The 18,598-nt window shown below is 62.3% G+C and carries 13 protein-coding genes, 1 tRNA gene and 1 pseudogene; 11 read left to right on the top strand and 4 right to left on the bottom strand.

The features are described 5' to 3' along the window. Positions 1 to 163: 163 nt before the first annotated feature. The gene (gene folK, locus AC3B5Q_RS01775) at positions 164 to 673 is read right to left on the bottom strand and encodes a 2-amino-4-hydroxy-6-hydroxymethyldihydropteridine diphosphokinase (protein WP_021782707.1); all 510 of its coding nucleotides are present in this window, start codon (positions 671 to 673) and stop codon (positions 164 to 166) included. Then, complete coding sequence (gene folB, locus AC3B5Q_RS01770) at positions 664 to 1,020, bottom strand: dihydroneopterin aldolase (RefSeq protein WP_004576188.1); 357 nt, start codon at positions 1,018 to 1,020, stop codon at positions 664 to 666. Before folB ends, folK begins: the two co-directional genes overlap by 10 nt. A 74-nt stretch (positions 1,021 to 1,094) precedes the next feature. Here folB and plsY point away from each other — a divergent pair, with 74 nt between their 5' ends. Beyond that, on the top strand, positions 1,095 to 1,664 hold the full coding sequence (gene plsY / locus AC3B5Q_RS01765) for a glycerol-3-phosphate 1-O-acyltransferase PlsY (RefSeq protein WP_021782706.1): 570 nt from the start codon (positions 1,095 to 1,097) through the stop codon (positions 1,662 to 1,664). 17 nt (positions 1,665 to 1,681) lie between these two features. On the opposite strand, the gene tsaD is transcribed toward plsY, so the two are convergent. Further along, entirely contained in the window at positions 1,682 to 2,707 is a 1,026-nt protein-coding gene (gene tsaD / locus AC3B5Q_RS01760) for a tRNA (adenosine(37)-N6)-threonylcarbamoyltransferase complex transferase subunit TsaD (RefSeq protein WP_021782705.1), read from the bottom strand. A gap of 204 nt (positions 2,708 to 2,911) precedes the next feature. Between tsaD and rpsU the strand changes: the two genes are divergently transcribed. From rpsU to AC3B5Q_RS01730, 6 genes and pseudogenes are all read left to right on the top strand, one after another. Continuing rightward, on the top strand, positions 2,912 to 3,127 hold the full coding sequence (gene rpsU, locus AC3B5Q_RS01755; protein ID WP_003255575.1) for a 30S ribosomal protein S21: 216 nt from the start codon (positions 2,912 to 2,914) through the stop codon (positions 3,125 to 3,127). A gap of 301 nt (positions 3,128 to 3,428) precedes the next feature. Next, complete coding sequence (gene dnaG / locus AC3B5Q_RS01750) at positions 3,429 to 5,411, top strand: DNA primase (RefSeq protein WP_021782704.1); 1,983 nt, start codon at positions 3,429 to 3,431, stop codon at positions 5,409 to 5,411. 67 nt (positions 5,412 to 5,478) lie between these two features. After that, a complete protein-coding gene (rpoD, locus tag AC3B5Q_RS01745; RefSeq protein ID WP_021782703.1) occupies positions 5,479 to 7,329 on the top strand; it encodes an RNA polymerase sigma factor RpoD in 1,851 nt (616 codons plus the stop codon). A gap of 127 nt (positions 7,330 to 7,456) precedes the next feature. After that, on the top strand, positions 7,457 to 11,200 hold the full coding sequence (locus AC3B5Q_RS01740) for a bifunctional diguanylate cyclase/phosphodiesterase (RefSeq protein WP_021782702.1): 3,744 nt from the start codon (positions 7,457 to 7,459) through the stop codon (positions 11,198 to 11,200). 16 nt (positions 11,201 to 11,216) lie between these two features. Next, a tRNA-Ile gene (locus AC3B5Q_RS01735) sits at positions 11,217 to 11,293 on the top strand. A gap of 48 nt (positions 11,294 to 11,341) precedes the next feature. Beyond that, a pseudogene (locus tag AC3B5Q_RS01730) lies at positions 11,342 to 11,461 on the top strand (site-specific integrase); the annotation flags it as partial. 396 nt (positions 11,462 to 11,857) lie between these two features. Here AC3B5Q_RS01730 and AC3B5Q_RS01725 read toward each other — a convergent pair. After that, on the bottom strand, positions 11,858 to 12,412 hold the full coding sequence (locus AC3B5Q_RS01725) for a serine acetyltransferase (protein ID WP_021782701.1): 555 nt from the start codon (positions 12,410 to 12,412) through the stop codon (positions 11,858 to 11,860). 187 nt (positions 12,413 to 12,599) lie between these two features. Between AC3B5Q_RS01725 and AC3B5Q_RS01720 the strand changes: the two genes are divergently transcribed. From AC3B5Q_RS01720 to pqqF, 4 genes are all read left to right on the top strand, one after another. Then, positions 12,600 to 13,061, top strand: a complete 462-nt coding sequence (locus AC3B5Q_RS01720; protein WP_021782700.1) for an Lrp/AsnC family transcriptional regulator — start codon at positions 12,600 to 12,602, stop codon at positions 13,059 to 13,061. A 474-nt stretch (positions 13,062 to 13,535) separates the two neighbouring features. Beyond that, a complete protein-coding gene (locus AC3B5Q_RS01715) occupies positions 13,536 to 15,218 on the top strand; it encodes a flavin monoamine oxidase family protein (RefSeq protein ID WP_003255585.1) in 1,683 nt (560 codons plus the stop codon). A gap of 14 nt (positions 15,219 to 15,232) precedes the next feature. Further along, complete coding sequence (locus tag AC3B5Q_RS01710; protein WP_103443376.1) at positions 15,233 to 16,027, top strand: carbon-nitrogen hydrolase family protein; 795 nt, start codon at positions 15,233 to 15,235, stop codon at positions 16,025 to 16,027. A gap of 141 nt (positions 16,028 to 16,168) precedes the next feature. Beyond that, positions 16,169 to 18,469 (top strand): pyrroloquinoline quinone biosynthesis protein PqqF, encoded by a 2,301-nt coding sequence (pqqF, locus tag AC3B5Q_RS01705; protein WP_103463385.1) that lies wholly within the window; start codon positions 16,169 to 16,171, stop codon positions 18,467 to 18,469. Positions 18,470 to 18,598 lie beyond the last annotated feature (129 nt).

The following is an 18,598-nucleotide window of genomic DNA, read 5'->3' as shown; positions in this document are numbered from 1 at the left end:
CCCGCGAAAGGGCCGGGCCTGCTGGCCAATTTCCGACCGCTGTTCACCGTCGCAGTCACCACCGTATTCGCGGGGTAAACCCGCTCCTACAGGGGGCACACATCAGAGGTTGGGCACAGGCCGTTGTAGGGGCGGGTTTACCCGCGAAGAGGCCGATGCAGGCTTAAGCGGGCGTCAACTGCAACCCGCGCCACTCAAAGGCGACCGGAGCCAGCACCTGATCGATCTGCGCTTCCTGCCACAGCTGCGCCATGCGCTTGCCCACCCCCGGATGCACCAGGTCGGGCGCCAGCAACGAAAGCGGCCACAGCACAAAGGCGTTCTTCAGGATCTCGGCCCGGGGCAGTACCAGCCCATCGAAGGTACCGTGCAAATCGCCATACATCAGCACGTCGATATCCAGCGGCAACCCTTTGCGGTCCGGTGCATAGCGGCCATTGTCGGCCTCAATGAACTTCAGCCGGCGGTCCAGCTCGATCAACGGCAATGCGGTTTGCCCGGTCACCACGAAGTTGATGAACGGCCCGCTCTTGATACCCACCGCCTGGCTTTCGAAAGCCGGCGAACAGCGCATGTCGGTCAGGATGCCAGCCAACGCATCGAGCCCGGCGCACAAATGCGCCTCACGGTCGATATTGCTGCCCAGGCCCAGGTAAACCGTGTTCAAAGACATCCGCGCTCGATCTCCACGCCTACACCACCACGGGCCGCCGGCACCGCGCCCGGCTTGGTCAGCTTCAACCGCACCCAGGGGATGTGGAACTCGTCCATCAAGGTGGCCACCAGGCGCTCGGCAAATGTTTCAACCAGCTCGAAACGGGCCTGTTCGGCAAACGCCTGGATGCGCGCCGACACACTGGCATAGTCCAGCGCCAGGTTCAGGTCGTCTCCGGCGGCAGCCGGGCGGTTGTCCCAGGCAAAGCTCAGGTCCAGGCGCAAGCACTGGCGAATATCCCGCTCCCAGTCATAGGCACCGATGACGGTATCGACTTCCAGGCCTTCGATGAACACTCTGTCCAAGCACTTCTCTCCACAGCACGACAAGGGCGACTGGCGCCGTTAGAATCAGGGCGTCCTCGCCCGGAATAGTTAGCATGTTTTGGTTACTGGCGTTGCTCGCCTACCTGCTCGGCTCGCTGTCCTTCGCCATTGTTCTCAGCCGCCTTTCGGGCAGCCCGGACCCGCGTTCCAGCGGTTCAGGCAATGCCGGCGCCACCAACATGCTACGCCTGGCAGGCCGTAAACTGGCGATCCTGACCCTGCTTGGCGACCTGTGCAAGGGCCTTTTGCCGGTATTGCTCGCCCGCGCTGCCGGGTTGGACCTGCACGCGCAGGCCTGGGTGGGCATATGCGCGGTGCTGGGCCACCTGTTCCCCCTGTACTTCCGTTTCAAGGGCGGCAAGGGTGTGGCGACGGCTGCCGGCATGCTCATGGGCCTGTATTTCCCGGCCGCGCTGCTGGCCATCGGCGCCTGGCTGCTGACCTTCTACCTCACGCGCACCAGCTCACTGGCGGCACTGATTGCCACGCCACTCACCCTGCCATTGCTGGCCTGGCGCGAGCCCGAGGCCCTGCTGCCGATCAGCGTACTGACTTTGATGATCGTGTGGCGCCACCGCAACAACCTGCGCGACTTGTTTGCAGGGCGCGAACGGCACTTCTGAACCTTCGACGCCCTACCTTACAGCGGCGGCAACTGCTCCATCGGCCAGCGTGCCTGCACGCTGATCGCCAGGTCTTGCTGCTGCCCGGCCAACAGGCGCTGGCAACCGGCGTAGGCGATCATCGCACCATTGTCGGTACAGAATTGCGGGCGCGCGTAGTACACGTTGCCCTTGATGCTACCGAGCATGTCCTCCAGGGACGCGCGCAGGGCCTTGTTGGCACTCACGCCACCCGCGATGACCAGGCGCTTGAGGCCGGTCTGCTTGAGCGCCCGCTTGCACTTGATGGTCAAAGTCTCCACCACCGCCTGCTGGAATGCCAGAGACAGGTCGCAACGGGTTTGCTCACTGTCGTCGCCAGCATTCTTGCATTGCTGCCAGGTGTTCAGGGCGAAGGTCTTGAGGCCACTGAAGCTGAATTCCAGGCCTGGCCGATCGGTCATTGGCCGCGGGAACACGAAGCGCCCGGCCACACCCTGTTCGGCCAGACGCGCGATTTCCGGACCACCGGGATAATTGAGGCCGATCAGCTTGGCGGTCTTGTCGAACGCTTCACCGGCAGCGTCGTCCAGGCTCTCGCCCAACAGTTCGTACTGACCGATGCCATCGACCCGGACCAGCTGGGTATGGCCACCGGAAACCAACAAAGCGACGAACGGAAACTCGGGCGGGTTTTCTTCCAGCATGGGCGCCAGCAGGTGGCCTTCCATGTGGTGCACACCGATCGCCGGGATGTCCCAGGCAAAGGCCAGCGCCTGGGCGCAGGAAGCGCCCACCAGCAAGGCGCCGACCAGGCCGGGGCCCGCGGTGTAGGCGATGGCGTCGATTTCGGTGGCAACGCAGCCTGCCTCGTCCAGCACCTGGCGGATGAGCGGCAGCATGCGCTTGACGTGATCACGCGAGGCAAGCTCGGGCACCACGCCACCGAAGACGCGGTGCAGGTCGATCTGGCTGAACAGTGCGTCGGCCAACAAACCGCGTTCACTGTCGTATAATGCGACGCCAGTTTCGTCGCAGGATGTTTCCAATCCCAGTACTAGCATGGGCTCGTCCCTTGTGGGGGCTGAATTCGAAGCCGCGCATGATAGTCCCCGTGTCGGGTGCCGACCAGCGGTTTTCGATCAGAGGCTTTGCATTCCGGCTTGCTAAGGGTTAACATCCGCAACCCTTGAAAACCGACGTTCTCCAGCACACCTTTGTTTTGCCAGGAGCACGTCTACCCCGGTAATGAATTAAGGTAGCCCTGGATGCCAGCCGTCAAAGTTAAAGAGAACGAACCCTTCGACGTAGCTCTGCGTCGTTTCAAGCGCTCCTGCGAAAAAGCCGGTGTACTGGCTGAAGTTCGTAGCCGCGAGTTTTACGAGAAGCCGACCGCAGAGCGTAAGCGCAAAGCAGCTGCTGCTGTTAAGCGTCACGCCAAGAAAGTTCAGCGCGAACAGCGCCGCGCCGTTCGTCTGTACTAATACAGGCGTTCAACGCAAAGCTTCTGCCCTGCCCGGCTAACCCCCGGGCGATGGCAGTGGTCGCTTCAAACTTGAGCAGCTAGCTCAAGGCCCTGCACAAGCTTCATGCGGACTGCACATGGGCAACCTGCCTGAAACGTCAGAGCTGGTCCTCCTTGCTGTATGACCAGACGTGCACGTCCGACTGACGAGCCCTTAGGGGCTGGCGACGAGCACATTCCCTCGCACTTCCCCAAGCAGCACTCGCCCCATTCGGCGCGTGAGCGATTAGACTTGCCAGTTGCCAGATTACGAGACTGCCATGGCCGGGCTGATTCCCCAGAGTTTCATTGACGACCTGATCAACCGCCTCGACATCGTCGACGTGGTAAGTTCGCGCGTCCAGCTGAAAAAAACCGGCAAGAACTACTCCGCCTGCTGCCCGTTCCACAAAGAAAAAACACCGTCCTTCACGGTCAGCCCCGACAAGCAGTTCTACTACTGCTTCGGCTGTGGCGCCGGTGGCAACGCCTTGGGCTTTGTCATGGACCACGACAACCTGGACTTCCCCCAGGCCGTCGAGGAACTGGCCCGCGCCGCCGGCATGGAAGTGCCCCGCGAGCAAGGCCGCCGCGACCAGAAGCCGCGCCAGCCAACTGACTCGCCACTGTACCCGCTACTGGACGCCGCCTCGGAGTTTTACCGCCAGGCTCTGCGCAGCCACCCGTCACGCAAGGCAGCGGTGGACTACCTCAAGGGCCGCGGCCTGTCCGGGGAAATTGCCCGCGACTTCGGCCTGGGCTTTGCCCCACCCGGCTGGGACAACCTGCTCAAGCACCTGGGTGCCGACACCCTGCAGCAGAAGGTGATGATCGATGCCGGCCTGCTGATCGAGAACGCCGAGAGCGGCAAGCGCTACGACCGCTTCCGCGACCGGGTAATGTTCCCGATACGTGACAGCCGCGGGCGCATCATCGCCTTCGGTGGCCGGGTGCTCGGCGACGACAAGCCCAAGTACCTGAACTCCCCGGAAACACCTGTGTTCCACAAGGGGCAGGAACTGTACGGGCTGTACGAGGCGCGCAAGCACAACCGCAACCTTGACGAGATCATCGTCGTCGAGGGCTACATGGACGTCATTGCCCTGGCCCAGCAAGGTCTGCGCAATGCCGTGGCCACCCTTGGCACCGCCACCAGCGAAGAGCACCTCAAGCGCCTGTTCCGCGTGGTGCCCAGCGTGCTGTTCTGTTTTGACGGCGACCAGGCCGGGCGAAAGGCGGCCTGGCGCGCACTGGAATCGACATTGTCGAACCTGCAGGACGGCCGTCGCGCGCGCTTCCTGTTCCTGCCCGAAGGCGAAGACCCGGACAGCCTGGTGCGCGCCGAAGGTACCGACGCTTTCATGGCCCGTATCAACCAGCACGCCCAACCGCTGGCCGACTACTTCTTCGAGCAACTTGGCGTCGAGGCCGACCCGCGCTCGCTGGAAGGCAAGGCGCATATGGCGACCTTGGCCGCACCGTTGATCGAAAAGATCCCCGGCGCCAACCTGCGTCAGCTGATGCGCAACCGCCTGAAGGAAATCACCGGCCTCGACCCTCAGCAGGTCGAGCAGCTGGCGCAACAAGCCCCGGCGGCCAGCAGCATGCCGGACTATGACCCTGGCTACGACTACGACGCCATGGCCAGCTACACCCCCGACTACGGCGACATGCCGCAGCACGATTTTGCCCCCGTTCATCAGGAGCAGGCGTGGAAACCCAGCAAGGGTGGCAGCAAGAAGCCGTGGAGCGACAAACCCTGGGACAAGAACCGCAAGGGCGGCAAGCCCTGGCAACAACGCGACGAAGCACCTCCGCGCGTGCCAGCACCGGTCGAGCCACCGACCCTGGCCGCCCTGCGCACCTTGCTGCACCACCCGCTGCTGGCCGGCAAGGTGGAAGATGCCAGCCACTTCGCCGACGAAGAGCACCTGTACAGCCAGCTGCTGGTGGCGTTGATCGAAGCCGCGCAGAAAAATCCTGGGCTAAGCTCAATGCAGTTGATCGCACGTTGGCACGGCACCGAACAAGGCCGCCTGCTGCGGGCCCTGGCGGAAAAGGAATGGCTTATCGTAGCCGACAACCTTGAACAACAGTTTTTCGACACTATAACTAGCTTGTCCGCCCGCCAACGCGAGCGCAGCCTGGAACAACTGCTCAGGAAATCACGTCAAAGCGAATTGACCAGCGAGGAAAAAAACCAGCTCCTCGCCCTGCTGAGCCGAAATGTTCCCGCACAAACGCCGACCTCATCTGGCGCGTGAGGCCCATGCTCGGGTATAATCCTCGGCTTGTTTTTTGCCCGCCAAGACCTTCAGTGGATAGGGTGTTATGTCCGGAAAAGCGCAACAGCAGTCTCGTATCAAAGAGTTGATCACCCGCGGTCGTGAGCAGGGCTACCTGACTTACGCGGAGGTCAACGACCACCTGCCTGAGGATATTTCAGATCCGGAACAGGTGGAAGACATCATCCGCATGATCAACGACATGGGGATCAACGTATTCGAGAGTGCTCCGGATGCGGATGCCCTTCTGTTGGCGGAAGCCGACACCGATGAAGCCGCGGCCGAAGAAGCCGCTGCTGCGTTGGCGGCAGTTGAAACCGATATCGGCCGCACGACCGACCCGGTGCGCATGTATATGCGCGAAATGGGTACTGTCGAGCTGCTGACCCGCGAAGGCGAGATCGAAATCGCCAAGCGTATCGAGGAAGGCATTCGCGAAGTCATGGGCGCTATCGCCCACTTCCCGGGCACTGTCGACTACATTCTCGGCGAATATGACCGCGTCACCACCGAGGGTGGCCGCCTGTCGGACGTTCTCAGCGGTTACATCGACCCTGACGACAACATTGCCGCGCCAACCGAAGAAGTGCCGATCCCGGGCGCCAAGGCCGCTGCGGCGAAGGAAGAGTCCGACGACGACGAAGAAGAATCCGAAAGCGGTGACGACGAGGAAGAGGCCGAAAGCGGCCCGGACCCGGTAGTCGCGGCCCAGCGCTTCGGTGCGGTATCCGATCAGCTTCAGGTAACCTCCAAGGTCCTGAAGAAAAATGGTCGTAGCCACAAGGAAAGCATCGAGGCCCTGCAGGCCCTGGCCGACCTGTTCATGCCGATCAAGCTGGTACCGAAGCAGTTCGAGGTACTGGTCGAGCGTGTACGTGACGCCCTGAGCCGTCTGCGACAGCAAGAACGCGCCATCATGCAGTTGTGCGTACGTGACGCCCGCATGCCGCGAGCCGACTTCCTGCGCATGTTCCCAAGCAACGAAACCGACCAGACCTGGAGCGGTGACCTGGCCAAGCGCAACACCAAGTGGGCTGCCGCCCTGGGTGAAAAGAACGCTGCCATCGTCGCTTGCCAGCAGAAGCTGATCGACCTTGAGACCGAAACCGGCCTGACCGTTGCCGAGATCAAGGAAATCAACCGTCGCATGTCGATCGGTGAAGCCAAGGCCCGCCGCGCCAAGAAAGAAATGGTCGAGGCGAACCTGCGTCTGGTGATTTCCATCGCCAAGAAGTACACCAACCGTGGCCTGCAGTTCCTCGATCTGATCCAGGAAGGCAACATCGGCTTGATGAAAGCGGTGGACAAGTTCGAATACCGTCGCGGCTACAAGTTCTCGACCTATGCCACCTGGTGGATCCGTCAGGCGATCACCCGTTCGATCGCCGACCAGGCACGCACCATCCGGATTCCGGTGCACATGATCGAGACGATCAACAAGCTCAACCGTATTTCCCGCCAAATGCTGCAGGAAATGGGTCGTGAACCGACGCCGGAAGAGCTGGGCGAGCGCATGGAAATGCCTGAGGACAAGATCCGCAAGGTACTGAAGATCGCCAAAGAGCCGATCTCCATGGAAACCCCGATCGGTGACGACGAAGATTCGCACCTGGGCGACTTCATCGAGGACTCGACCATGCAGTCCCCGATCGACGTGGCCACGGTCGAAAGCCTCAAGGAAGCCACCCGTGACGTGCTCTCGGGCCTGACTGCACGCGAAGCCAAGGTGCTGCGCATGCGTTTCGGTATCGACATGAACACCGACCACACCCTCGAAGAGGTGGGCAAGCAGTTTGACGTAACGCGTGAGCGGATCCGTCAGATCGAAGCGAAGGCGTTGCGCAAACTGCGCCACCCGACCCGCAGCGAGCACCTGCGCTCCTTCCTCGACGAGTGATGACAAAACCCCGGCCCAGGCCGGGGTTTTTCTTTAGTGGCCCGCCACATAAAGCCCCCCTTCCGTTGCACGCCTGCAGCAATGCCCGTCTACACTCGACTTCAGACCACCTGAGTGCGAGGCTGCCATGTCCTTGAAGCCGGCCATTCTGTTGCTGATCCTGATTCTGTGGAACACAACGGCCGGCGCCCTGACCCTGACAGACGAGGAGAAAACCTGGCTGGCTGCCCACCCGCAGCTCAACCTGGGCGTAGACGCCTCTTGGCCACCGTTCGAGTTTCGCGACCAGGAGGGCCGTTACCAGGGATTGGCCGCCGACTACATTGCCATGATCCAGCAGCGCCTGGGTGTGACGTTCAAACCGGTCGAGCCCAGCAGTTGGACCGAGGTGCTGGCGCAGGCGCGGGAAAGCCGTATCGACCTGCTGCCCGGCATCATGTCCACCCCGGAACGCCAGGGCTTCCTGGCCTTCACTCGCCCGTACCTCGACTTCCCCATTGTCATCCTCGCGCACAAAGGCGGCGCACAACCGCGAAAGCTGGCTGACCTGTACGGCTTGAAAATCGCCGTAGTAGAAAACTACGCCCCGCACGAGTTGCTGCGTACCCACCACCCGGACCTCAACCTGGTTGCCCTGCCAAACGTCAGCTCCACGCTGCAAGCACTGGCGACCGACCAGGTGGATGCCGTGGTCGGTGACCTCGCTTCCAGTATCTGGAGCCTGCGCCAACTCAAGCTCGAAGGCCTCTACGTCAGCGGCGAAACGCCCTACCGTTATCAGCTGGCGATGGCCGTCCCCCGCGACAAGAGCGTGCTGGTCGGCATTCTCGATAAAGTGATGGCCGACATGAGCAGCAGCGAAATCAGCCAGATCCAGCAGCACTGGGTGGGCAATGTAGTCGACCAGCGGATGTTCTGGTCCGACCTGCTGGTGTATGGCCTGCCAGCGGTGCTGTTGCTGATGGCTGTGCTGGCAGTGGTCATTCGCATCAACCGCCGACTCAGCTCGGAAATTTCCCGGCGCATCGCCCTGGAGCAAGAGCTGCGCAGCAGCGAATACCACTATCGCGGCCTGGTCGAGAGCCTGTCAGCCATCGCCTGGGAAGCCGATGCCAACGACTTCACCTACAGCTACGTTTCACCCCATGCCGAAGACCTGCTCGGCTACCCATTGAGTGACTGGCTCAGGCCCGGTTTCTGGCGCAGCATCCTGCATCCGGAGGACGCGCTCTGGGCACAGGCCTACTGCGACAGCGAGACCGCAGCGGGGCGCGACCACAGCCTGGACTACCGAGTGATCCGGGCTGATGGCCAGCCCCTCTGGGTACGCAACATCGTCAGCATGATCGAACACGGCCACCAGCCCGTGATGCGCGGGCTGATGATCGACATCAGCGAAACCAAGCGCACTGAGGACGCCCTGCGCCTGTCCGAACAGAAGTTCGCCTCGGTATTCCAGCAGTGTCCCGATATCTTGCTGATCGCGCGCCACAGCGATGGCTGCCTGCTGGAGGTGAACGAGGCTTTCGAAGAGCAGATCGGCCTGCCGCCAGACCAGGTCATTGGCCGCACCGCCACCGACCTTGGCCTTTGGGGCGTAGAAGGCAGTGGCCCGCTCCTGCTTGAAAGGTTGCACCAAGGTGGTATCCGCAACCTGGAAATGAGCTTCCGCCGCAGCAACGGCCAACTGTTCACCGGCCTGACTTCGGCCGAAACCTTCGAACTGGACGGCACACCCGCGCTAGTTGTGGCAGTACGCGACATCAGCCAGCTGAAGGAGACCCAGCAGCAGCTGCAAACTTCAGAAGAAAAGTTCGCAAAGGCCTTCCACGCCTCGCCCGACGGCCTGCTGCTATCGCGCCAGAGCGACGGGTTGCTGCTGGAGGTGAACGAGGGCTTCTGTCGCCTCACCGGCTACGCCCTCAACCCAACCATCGACCAGACCTCGCTAGACCTGGGTATCTGGGTCGACCTCAACGAGCGCAAACACCTGGTTGACCAGCTCAACCGCGACGGCTTCGTGCGCGACTTCACCTGCCATATCCGTCGCAGCGACGGGCAGATCCGCCTTTGCGAGCTGTCCGCCCGCCCCCTGCCGATTACCGGCGTCGACTGCATGCTGACCATCGCCCGCGACATCACCGAGCGTCACCTGATGCAAGAAAAACTGCAGCTGGCCGCCACCGTGTTCGAGAACACCGCCGAAGGCGTGCTGATCACCGACATTGACCAGCGCATCAGTGCCGTCAACCGCGCCTTCAGCGAGATCACCGGCTACAGCGAGATCGAGGCCCTCGGCCAGACTCCGCGCCTGCTCGCCTCGGGCCAGCACGACAGCGCTTTCTATCTGGCCATGTGGCACCAGCTTACAGACGAGGGCCACTGGCAGGGCGAAATCTACAACAAGCGCAAGAACGGCGAGCTTTACCCAAGCTGGCTGACCATCAGCGCCGTGCGCAACAGCGACCGCGAGGTCACTCACTTCGTGGCGGTTTTTGCAGACATCTCCAGCATCAAGCACGCCCAGGCCAAACTCGACTATCAGGCCCACCACGACCCGCTGACCGGCCTGCCCAATCGCACCCTGTTCGAAAACCGGCTACAGGGTGTGCTCACCTGCGCGCAAGTGTCCAACCGCCAGGGCGCAGTGCTGTTCCTGGACCTCGACCGCTTCAAGCATATCAACGACAGCCTTGGCCACCCGGTCGGCGACCTGCTGCTCAAGGGCATCGCCCAGCGCCTGAAAGAACAGGTACGCGACGTTGACACCGTAGCCCGCCTGGGTGGCGACGAATTCATCATTCTGCTGCCCGGCCTGCACAAGCCCAGTGACGCCAGCACTATCGCCAACAAGCTATTGGCCTGCTTCAACGCACCGTTCCAGGCCGGCGAGCACGAGTTTTTCACCAGCGCCAGCATCGGCATCAGTCTTTACCCACAGGATGGCACTGACGTCTCCACACTGATCCGCAACGCCGACGCTGCCATGTACCGCTCCAAAGCCAAAGGCCGCAACCGCGTCGAAGCCTACACCCGCGACCTCACCGCCCAGGCCAGCGAGCGCATCGCCCTGGAGCATGAGCTGCGCCGGGCCGTCGAACGCAACGAAATGAGCCTGTGCTTCCAGCCCAAGCTCAGCCTGAAGACCCAGAGCCTGGTGGGTGCCGAAGCGCTGATCCGCTGGAGCCACCCGACCTTTGGTGAGGTACCGCCGGAACACTTCATCCACCTGGCGGAAGAGAACGGCACCATCCTGCAGCTCGGCGACTGGGTACTGGAGCAAGCCTGCCGGCAGATGCAGGCCTGGAAGCAGCACTATGAACCCTTCGGCCCGCTGTCGATCAACCTTGCCGGCGCCCAGCTGCGCCACCCACACCTGGCACGGCGCATCGAACAACTGCTCAAGCACTACCAGCTGAGGGCCGGTGACCTGCAGCTGGAAATCACCGAGAACTTCATCATGAGCCAGGCAGAAGAGGCCCTGGCCGTGCTGTACCAGTTGAAGAAACTCGGCGTACAGCTAGCCATCGACGATTTTGGCACCGGCTATTCGTCGCTGAGCTACCTGAAGCGCCTGCCGCTGGACATCCTCAAGATCGACAAGTCGTTCATCCGCGGCCTGCCCGACGACCCACACGACGCCGCCATCGCCCGGGCGATCATTGCCCTGGGCCGCAGCATGCAGTTGACCATCATTGCCGAAGGCGTGGAGAACCAGGCCCAGCAGCGTTTTCTGGCGGCCGAGGGCTGCGAGCAGATCCAGGGCTACATCGTCAGCCTCCCTCTACCGCCAGAGGAATTCGCGGCCGCGTTTCTTCGCATAGCACTATCGGATCTTTCAGATGGCACAGGTGCGAAACCCTCGTTATAATCCGCCCACTTACTGAGGGCCTATAGCTCAGTTGGTTAGAGCAGAGGACTCATAATCCTTTGGTCCACGGTTCGAGTCCGTGTGGGCCCACCAGCTTAGAAGCCGCGCACTGCGCGGCTTTTTCATGCCCGCGAGAAATAAATGTTCGGGGGCGTGTACATCCAGCGCAGCGGCGCCGGCCGCATGACCTTGGAAGTAGCGCTGAAACGGTATCTCAGCGAAATCAGCCCCACCAAGAAGCCGATCACCCAGCACGCCGATAATCGCGGAAAGGTGCCCTATCGATACTTCAAGCCAAACACCCTAGCTTGAGGATCAAACAATGAGCCGAATAGCCGCCATTATCAGCTCACAAAATGAGCCGAATATGCTCGCTAATCGGCTCACAGATGAGCAAGCCCATGAATGAACCTGGGCCTGCCCCGTGACAACGGACGCCAGGAAGCTGGCTACAGAGCCAACTGCCTCAAGCCTTTGCGTATTCGTTCGGTGCGCTCATCACTAGCGCGGCGCCTGGGCTAAACGAAGGAGGCCGCACCACTGCACGTTCCAGTCCATCGGGCGATGATGGCCATCAACCATGGGCAACCCCATAAGAACCCTCCCAGTCTGCTCCACCACCCCCTCTGCCAACGTCCGCAAATGTACCGCTGTTGGTTAACCCCCTCCAGGACGCATCTCGACCTGCCGTGGGTTGTAGAAGGTCATGCCAGGCGGAATATCCCGCGTAACCAACGACATCGCGCCAATCACCACGTCATCGCCAATGTCGATGCGATCAGCAACGATGCAACTGTTGGCCCCCATGCTCACGTTGTCGCCAATGCGCAGTGCGTACTCCTGCAACCCCAGGGTCTTGATGCCGATCGAGCAGTTCTGCCGGATGAAGAAGTTGCGCCCGATGCTTACATGCCGGGTAACCACCACCCCCGGCAGGTGAGCGATGCGCAGGCCGGGGGCGATCTGGGCGCCGATGTCGATGTCCACCCCATACTTGAGGTTGAGCCGCTGCTGCATGCGCCTGGCGTGGCGCCGGGCCAGGCCGCCGCGGGCGTCGAGGTACTGGGCCAAGCGATAGGCGAAAAGGAAACGCAGTTTGTTGTCCTTGCGTGCGCGGCGCAGCACGTTGAACAGCAGGCTGATAGGGCGTCCGGGTCTTTTCTTGTTGGAGACTTCCAGTCGCCAGCATTCGAGCAGGTGGTCGAGGTTCACGCTGAGATTTCCGTGGGACTAGCGCTTCATCATGCCGAATTAGTGCCGAAGACGCAGCCTTCGGACATGCACGGCCCTTCTCACCCAAAGTGCCAAGCCGACGCCGTCAACGGTGATCGACTGCACCTGGCCTTGCCCTGATTGGCACAGGCTGGCTAGGCTAGCGGGCCAACCGTAGAGACTCGCCATGTCGGATTCCCGCTCCATCACGCTGGATGAAATCGATCGCCAGCTGATCGCCCTGCTGCAGATCAACGCCCGCGAAAGCGTCGCCACCCTCGCCCGCCAGTTGGGTATCGCCCGCACCACCGTCAATTCGCGCCTGGAGCGTCTGGAGAAGAACAAGGTTATCTCCGGCTATGGCGTACGCCTGGGCCAGGGTGTGATAGGCGGTGGGCTGCAAGCGTACGTGGGGATCAAGGTGCAGCCACGCTCCGGCAAGGACGTGGTGCGGCGCCTGAGTGCCATGGGCCAGGTGCAGCAGTTGTGTGCGGTAAGCGGCGAGTTCGACTATGTGGCCTGGTTGCGTACGGACTCGCCTGAACAACTGGACCAATTACTCGACCAGATCGGCAGTGTCGACGGGGTGGAGAAGACCACCACGTCGATCATTCTCAGCAGCAAGGTGGACCGCGGTCAGCCGCTCTGATCAATCAGGCCTCCTGCTCGTCGAAGGGCTTGTCTTGAGCTTTGGGGGGGTTGTGAGATCGAGCGCCGCCCGCGCGGCGCATCGCGAGCTGCGCTCGCTCCTACGTTTGTTTCAGGCCAGTGACGCCTGTGACAGCCGCGCGCGACCGCCTTGTTTGTACGACGCGATATCGCGCCATGCGCCAAGGGGATCGCGCGCAATTCCCCCAGGAATAACTGGCCCGAAACAAACGTAGGAGCGAGCGCAGCTCGCGATGCGCCGCGCGGGCGGCGCTCGATCTCACAGCCCCCCCCCAAAGCCCAAGACAAGCACGTCGTCATAAACAACCTCACCATTATAATTTCGACGAAATAAACTACATTAAGACAACACTCTAAACCTTAATAACGAACACCCCACGCCCTAAAATGACCTCCAGGCATCTCCTATACTCAGGCTCCGCTCCTCGCGCAGCCTCTCTGGCAAGGTCATTTCATGAACAAGAAGAACCGCCACCCCGCCGACGGCAAGAAGCCGATCACCATTTTCGGCCCGGACTTCCCTTTTGCTTTCGACGACTGGCTGGAACACCCGGCAGGCCTGGGCAGCATTCCAGCTGAGCGCCATGGGGAAGAGGTAGCCATTGTCGGTGCCGGTATCGCCGGCCTGGTAGCGGCCTACGAGCTAATGAAGCTGGGCCTCAAGCCGGTGGTGTACGAGGCGTCCAAGCTAGGCGGCCGGCTGCGCTCGCAAGCCTTCAATGGCACTGACGGGATCGTTGCCGAGCTGGGTGGCATGCGCTTCCCGGTGTCGTCCACCGCCTTCTACCACTACGTCGACAAGCTGGGCCTGGAAACCAAGCCCTTCCCCAACCCGCTGACCCCGGCCTCGGGCAGCACAGTTATCGACCTGGAAGGCCAGACCTACTACGCCGAGAAACCCACCGACCTGCCACAACTGTTTCATGAGGTAGCCGACGCCTGGGCCGATGCGCTGGAGAGCGGCGCCCAGTTCGCCGATATCCAGCAGGCCATCCGCGACCGTGATGTACCGCGCCTGAAGGAACTCTGGAACAAGCTGGTGCCGCTGTGGGACGACCGCACCTTCTACGACTTCGTCGCCACCTCGCGCTCGTTCGCCAAGCTGAGCTTCCAGCACCGCGAAGTGTTCGGTCAGGTCGGTTTCGGCACCGGCGGTTGGGACTCGGACTTCCCCAACTCGATGCTGGAAATCTTCCGCGTGGTGATGACCAACTGCGACGACCATCAGCACCTGGTGGTCGGGGGCGTGGAACAAGTGCCACAAGGCATCTGGCGCCACGTACCGGAACGCTGCGTGCATTGGCCGGAGGGCACCAGCCTGAGCACGCTGCATGGCGGCGCACCACGTACCGGGGTCAAGCGCATTGCCCGCGCCGCCGATGGCCGCCTGGCGGTCACCGACAACTGGGGCGATACCCGCCACTACAGCGCAGTACTCGCCACCTGCCAGACCTGGTTGCTGACCACCCAGATCGACTGCGAGGAATCGCTGTTCTCGCAAAAGATGTGGATGGCCCTGGACCGTACCCGCTACATGCAGTCGTCGAAAACCTTCGTCATGGTCGACCGCCCGTTCTGGAAGGACAAGGACCCGGAAACCGGCCGTGACCTGTTGAGCATGACCCTCACCGACCGCCTCACCCGCGGCACTTACCTGTTCGACAACGGCAACGACAAGCCCGGGGTGATCTGCCTGTCGTACTCGTGGATGAGCGACGCGCTGAAGATGCTGCCGCACCCGGTGGAGAAGCGTGTACAACTGGCCCTGGATGCGCTGAAGAAGATCTACCCAAAGACCGATATCGCCGGCCATATCATCGGCGACCCGATCACGGTTTCCTGGGAGGCCGACCCGTACTTCCTCGGTGCCTTCAAAGGCGCGCTGCCGGGCCATTACCGCTACAACCAGCGCATGTATGCGCACTTCATGCAGCAGGACATGCCGGCGGAGCAGCGCGGTATCTTCATTGCCGGTGACGACGTGTCATGGACCCCCGCCTGGGTTGAAGGCGCGGTGCAGACGTCGCTGAATGCGGTGTGGGGTATCATGAACCACTTTGGTGGCCACACCCACCCCGACAACCCCGGCCCAGGCGATGTGTTCAACGAAATCGGCCCGATCGCCCTGGCGGATTGAGACAAGGAGGCACCATGCGCATCGCTCTGTACCAAGGTGCACCCAAGCCACTGGATGTGCCCGGCAGCCTGCAACGGCTGCGTCACCAGGCGCAGTTGGCAGCCGAACGCGGCGCGCAGTTGCTGGTTTGCCCGGAGATGTTCCTGACCGGCTACAACATCGGCCTGGCCCAGGTCGAGCGCCTGGCCGAGGCCGCCGATGGCCCGGCAGCCATGACCGTGGTGGAGATCGCCCAGGCGCACCGCATCGCCATTGTCTATGGCTACCCTGAGCGCGGCGATGACGGGGCGATCTACAACAGCGTGCAGTTGATCGATGCGCATGGCCGCAGCCTGAGCAATTACCGCAAGACCCACCTGTTCGGTGAACTGGACCGTTCGATGTTCAGCCCAGGCGCCGACTATTTCCCGGTGGTGGAACTGGAAGGCTGGAAGGTTGGCCTGCTGATCTGCTACGACATCGAGTTCCCGGAGAACGCCCGGCGCCTGGCGCTGGATGGCGCCGAGCTGATCCTGGTGCCGACGGCGAACATGACGCCGTACGACTTTACCTGCCAGGTGACTGTGAGAGCCCGGGCGCAGGAAAACCAGTGCTATCTGGTGTATGCCAACTACTGCGGTGCGGAAGACGAGATCCAGTATTGCGGGCAGAGCAGCATCATCGGCCCGGATGGCAGCTTGCTGGCCATGGCCGGGCGGGATGAGTGCCAGTTGTTGGCAGAGCTGGAACATGAGCGGGTGGTGCTGGGACGCACGGCGTTTCCCTACCTGACCGATTTGCGCCAGGAGCTGCACCTGCGTAAAGGCTGACAGGGGCCGCTATGCGGCCCATTCGCGGGCACGCCCGCTCCCACGGGATCTGCGCTGCCTTTCATACCGGCGCCATACCCCGCGAATAGGCCGAGCCTGCAAACAAATCGGTTAGCATGGAAAGCCGCCACCGGAGCCCCCATGCCTGACGCCACTCGCCAACTCACCCTCGCCAACGGCTTGCAGTTGACCCTGCGCCACGCCCCGCGCCTCAAACGCTCGGCCGCCGCACTGCGGGTGCATGCGGGCAGCCACGACGCAGCTGCCAGATGGCCCGGTCTGGCGCACTTCCTCGAACACCTGTTCTTCCTCGGTACACCGCGCTTCCCGCTGGAAGACGGCCTGATGCGCTACGTACAAGCCGTGGGCGGACAGGTCAACGCCAGCACCCGCGAACGCGCCACCGACTTTTTCTTCGAGGTGCCACCCAACGCGCTCGATGGCGGTCTCGAGCGCCTGTGCCAAATGCTGTCAGAACCGGATCTGGGTATCGAACGCCAACGCCGTGAACGCGAAGTGATCCACGCCGAATTCATCGCCTGGTCGCGCAATCCATCGGCCCAACAGCAGTTCGCCCTGCTGCAGTCAGTCTCAGACAAGCATCCACTGGGCGCTTTTCATGCTGGCAATCGATACACCCTGGCCTTGCACGACGCAGCTTTCCAGCAAGCGCTTGCGGGCTTTCATCAGCGCTTCTACCAAGGCGGCCAGATCTGCTTGAGCCTTTGCGGGCCACAGCCGCTGGATGAACTTGAACGCCTTGCCCGGCAGCACGCCGAACTGTTCGCCGCAGGTGAGCGCGTGCCGCGAGCGCTGCCGCCGCCACTGCCCGCACTGGCTAACGCTCTGACCTTCACTCACCAAGGCCTCCCCAGCGGGGCCGAGCACGCCTTGGAACTGCTGATCGCTTACCTGGAGGACAGCCGCCCAGGTACCTGGCTGGGCGCGCTTCGCGAGCGTGGCTGGCTACAAAGCTTCACGGCCGAAAAGCTGTACGCGTTTGCCGGTCAGCTGCTGTGGCACCTTGACCTGAAGCTAAGTGCCGACGCTTGCCCGGACGAAACCTGCGCCCTGCTGCAAGGTTGGTTCAGGTTCATCCGCCAGGCCGACCGAGACCAGTTGAACCACCAATTCGGCTTGCTGCAGTGCAGCCGTGCGCAAAGTGCCAGCGCACTCGAACTGGCCCGCCGGGACAGCACAGGCCAGCCGTTCGCCAAGCTGGATGCCCAGGGGTTGCAGGCGCTTGGCGCCCTGCTGGAAAGCCTGCCAGGTAGCGACCATGGCAATTGGCAGCGCTTGCCAGTCGACCCATTGCTGAAGGCTGACCTGCGCCATGCCAAGGCGCAGCCGCTGCCGGCAGCGCTGAAGATCAGTGACCAGCTCCCGCCGGCGCGCCAATACGCTGCGCTGTACCTGCGCTGGCATGTACCTTCGCCTTTGCGCCAGCAGCTACAGCGTGTGCTGGAACTGGCCCTGGTACCACTGCAGGAACGCTGTGACCGCGCCTCCGTGCAACTGCAGTACAGCAGCGCCGGAGAATACTGGCAGTTGCGCTGCGCCGGCCTGCCAGCAGCAGTGCTGCGGGCAGTGGAACAAGCCTTGGCATTGATGCTCAAGCCACCTGCCAGTTGCTGGCTGCCCTGCACGGCGCAGCCCCCTGCCCTGATCCCCATCAGGGCCCTGCTCAAGCAACTGCCAGACGCGGTACGGGGTAGCCTGCCCGCAGCGGTGCCCGCCGACACGCTGAACCAGCAGCAACTCGACAGCCTGTGGCTGCACACCGAGTGGCATGGCATGGCTACCGGCTTCGAGGATACCGCGCTAAACGCCTTGGGCACTGCGCTGCAGCAGTGCCCTGGGCAAGGCTCGCGGCCTGCCCCCCTGCCTACATGGGCAAACCACCGCTGGCAGCATGCCCAAGTGCCAGGCAGCGAACATGCCCTGCTGCTGTTCTACCCGTTGCCTGCGGCCAAAGAAGCCGCAGGCCGTCTGTTAGCCCAGTTGCTGCAAGGACCGGTGTACCAACGCCTGCGGGTAGAATTGCAACTCGGCTATGCGGTGTTCAGCGCCTTTCGTCAGGTCGAGGGTGTTGGTGGGCTGCTGTTCGGCGTGCAGTCTCCCCACACCGGTCCGGCACAGGTGCTCAACCACCTGCTCGGCCTGCTGCGCCATGGCGTCACCCTTGACCCGGCCGCTCGCCAGGCATTGGCTGGGCAATTCGACGAGCCCGCCATGGCCAATGCCGATGTCGCCGAATGGGCGTGGCAGACACACTTGGCCACACAACCCGATAAGCTGGATGTGCTGCGCAGGTCTATCCTGACTACGCGGCAGACGGATCTGGACCACCTGCTGAGCGACCTGCTCGCCCCAGGTTTCGCTTGGCTATGTTTGGCCAACGCTGCCGCGCCAGACACTTCCTGGCAGGGTGAAAAACGATGATTATTACGCGAACTGCAACGGCGCTTCTCGAATAATTAACCTTCCGGTTCAAATTTTTCTTGTAAGATAGCGCAATCTCGGTTTCAGGGAACTGCCAGCGCATGGCGGTACCCAAGTAGTAGCTGAACA

The organism is Pseudomonas sp. D5(2026) (assembly GCF_057766845.1).
This window is presented reverse-complemented; position numbering and strand designations above follow the sequence as displayed.